This window comes from Anaerobiospirillum sp. NML120448 (genome assembly GCF_023050945.1).
In the GTDB taxonomy this organism is placed as follows: domain Bacteria; phylum Pseudomonadota; class Gammaproteobacteria; order Enterobacterales; family Succinivibrionaceae; genus Anaerobiospirillum.
This window is the reverse complement of the sequence record NZ_JALKIM010000128.1, coordinates 1-3,471: the sequence shown is the minus strand read 5'-3', so window position 1 is coordinate 3,471 and position 3,471 is coordinate 1. Positions and strand designations below refer to the sequence as shown.

At 36.5% G+C, this 3,471-nt stretch carries 1 protein-coding gene; it reads right to left on the bottom strand.

What is annotated here, in order from left to right; genetic code table 11:
- Nucleotides 1–331: 331 nt before the first annotated feature.
- Entirely contained in the window at nucleotides 332–3,226 is a 2,895-nt protein-coding gene (locus MXE38_RS11930; RefSeq protein ID WP_246915368.1) for a transposase, read from the bottom strand.
- Nucleotides 3,227–3,471 lie beyond the last annotated feature (245 nt).

Genomic DNA, 3,471 nt, shown 5'->3' with positions numbered 1-3,471 from the left:
CATAGCCCGGCATTGTTAAATTTTTATTTCTAAGCAAAAACCGCTTATTTATCAGATTTCTTAGAAATGCTACCCTTGAGGTAGTTTTTTTGTGCCAAAACTACAACCCCGCCCTAATATAGATACAGATTTTTTACAAAATTTTATGTTGAATAATGAAAAATGACGGCTCAAAATGCCGTTTTATTTTTATTGCAACACTTGACATTTTTCCAAATACATGATCCTCAATTAAATCTGTTTTTTTTGAGCACACCTATCCTAAGCTGGTTTGTTCATTTTTAAACCTACCCACAAATATGTATGACTGACTTTTAAGAATAATCGGGTTTTATGCCGCTAGAGATAAGCTATCTTCAGACTCTGGAGGATCGCTATTTTCTGACTTTGGAACATCTGAAGGGTCATTAGGATCGCCATTTACTTTATTGATAGCCATACCGATAATAAAAGCTAAAACTAGTCTGTTATCCTTCGTTTCTTCGTATGCTCTTAAAGAGATATGTGTAGCCAGAGCACTTTCAGAAATATTCTTTGCAGAATCATCCAATAAATAACCAATTTGCTCGATTTCATTCTCAAGGAGCGGCTTTTCTTTTAAGGATGAAGTATAAACTTTCTTACATTCATCAATTAAGTTCCCCATGTATGGCAGAGACGCAGCTTGAAGTAAAGAGATTTGAGGTGGAGCTTTAGGCTTTGTTATTGCCAGATCAATTGGAATATCATACCTTTGACAATCTTCCTGAACTTCCCTAATTACCATAGCGGATTGAATGTTCTTATAGCCTAGTCTACTCATAGCCTTATCAAACTTAGAGAATTGTTCAAGAGCGTATGCATCTCCGTGTAGTGCACTTCTTAGAAGGAGATCTCTTGCATAAGCAGATAAATTTAAAATTCCTAAGTTCTTGCTACGAGAATTTTGTAGAGCTCTAAAGTCTTCTGCTCTAAAAAATACTGTTCCTTTAAAGTTTTGTTGCTCTTGACGAGCTACCTCTTGAAGAGCTTTAGGCAAAGCAGCAAGTGGGTTATATGAATTCTTAGGAGTTTCATTGTTTGAAAGCTTTTTTAGTGCCCCAAGAAAGCTATTTAATTCCACATATTCTCTAGTAATACCTTGGCTTGCAGCAAATTGATGAATAAGCAAATGCTCAATGTCATATGCTGCATCCTCATTGCTTATAAATCCTCCTGCTTTACATATTTCGAAGCTATTTAGCGCACCTAGAATTAGACTAGCTATCTGTAAATTAACAACAGTATTTGGGTGGCGAGCATTGGTCTTTTGTAGAGAGTAATTTTGTTTCTCAGTCTTAGCAAAAAGCTCAATAACCCATCTAAGAATGTATAGCAAACGTACGTCTAATGCAGAAGCTTGGCTTCTTGACAAATTAGTTACCAAATACATAATTTTATCGGAGGAGCTTTTACTTTTAACCTCAGCAGCTGCATCTGCAGTTTCAGTATTTTCTTTGGAATCATCGCCTTTATTCCTAAAGGGTGCGGTATTCATATTAGTATCATCATAGTCAACATCAAGGTCTAACTCTGGACGAGATAGACACTCAATAATCAGTCTATGATCATCTTTGTGCTTCCAATCTCTAGTTGCCGCAATTATGCGAGCTCTTCCCATGCATGCTCTACGTCGATGTTGTTTTTTATATCTTGCTTTATCAATTAAATGGTCTATTAGATCAGGTATTGTATTAATCTCAACATAGCGAGAAGCAAACACAGTAAAATCTAGAATACCATGCTCTTCAATTGCCTTTTGTGCCTCAGGAGATTTCACTGATTTGAATTGTAATTGCTCGGTTAACTCTGGTATTTCATTACCATGGAGATCTCGCACTTTCATGATGATGTAATTACAAGTTGTTAGTTCTCTCGCAATAAAATAATGCCCATAAAACTGAGCTAACATTAAATGCACGATTGAACGGTATCCTCTATCCATTATCAAGCAAATCTTGCCAAGCTTAGTTAATGCATAGCTATCTACATTCATTGCCTCACCAGCAGTACCCTTGGTTATAGTATTGTTTACAGGGCATTTTGTTGTTAAAGATACAGCGCAGTGATCTTTTGTGTGGCTATTACGTCCAGAAGAGTTAAAGCGTTTGTTTCCTTGAGACTTGTTGGCTGTTTGATAAGATCCACTGCCTTTACAGTCATAATGCAAGCCAGTCTCATTATTAACAACATTAGTTATGCCATCATGAAGTATGAAATCAGCAACGCCAAACTTATCTCCAAGCATCTTAAAAATTTCACTTGCAAAAAAATCATTGGACTTTTGATAAATCAGATGCCTACTTTCATGATAGACCAGCTGGATAATTACTGAAGCATAATTCTTGAAAAACCTATGAAAACTATCTTTAGTTAACCAATCCCTTAAATTACGAGCTGATGAGTTGTCTTTACAAAGTTCAGTAACTGATTTAACAGCATAAGGACGATCGTCTCTAAAGCCTTGTGAGGCACTTTTTAGTAGAGCAAACACAAGTAACACAGGATCGAATGCATGCACATTACATGAAGTTACAAATTGATTAAATAACTGCCTAATAAAGGTTCCAGTTAATACAAGCTCTAAACAGATATTTTCATAAAGCTTTCCTCCAATAGTGAAGTTATATAAGCCACCTTCCTTACGGCTGTCCTTATCAATAACAACTTCATCATTGTTAAAACCAACTTGTACATTGAAGTTCTTTAACGTTTCATTAGGGTGAGAGTGTCCCACCATTCCGCCAAAGTTGAAATCTTGCTGCTCCCTAAAAGTACAGCTGCTAATATTATTTTCAGCAGCCTCCTTTCTCATACGTGCTTTTTCGACTTGAATTGCCCCTTGTAATTCACCTAGAGCAGCTGATAGAGCTACGGCCAATGTTATTATTGGAGGGTATTCTGATTGTGGATCTTTAGTTAAAGGCACACCTTCCGCTAATATCTTTAGCAGTCGTTTAGCCTCCCCCATGTGATGTGCTTGACAGACGTTGCCTCGCCCTGTCCATGTAGGAGCACTAATTTTTTGGGCTAAATCATAAAGCTCTTGGACTGTGATTTGTTTACCTGGCTCAAGATCATGGGTTTCGGCCATATTCTTGGCAATTTTTAACACGTCACTCTTTACTTCTTGAACGGACCTAACAAAGGTTTCCTGACTCTCTTGGTTTTCTTGATTTTTTGGGGATACGTCTTTAGAATTGCACATGTTAGGGCTCCTCATTTAGAGCTTAAATAGCGAGAACTTATCTTGCTAAAAAAGCTTATAGGTTGAAAGAAATTCTAGAGCCCTAAATTAGCACATCAATAATTTTCATTTCTGATATTTTTTATCACTTTACTAGATACAACATTTTGGCAAAAAAATGGATCAAAACGATCCAAATTTTCACACTAAATTTTTAGGTTTTTCTTTAAGCACCAATCGATACCTATCAATAATGCCGGGCTATG

What these genes read in the sequence shown, in the direction of transcription:
- MXE38_RS11930 (WP_246915368.1), bottom strand. Translation starts at nt 3,226, where the DNA reads ATGTGCAATTCTAAAGACGTATCCCCAAAAAATCAAGAAAACCAAGAG.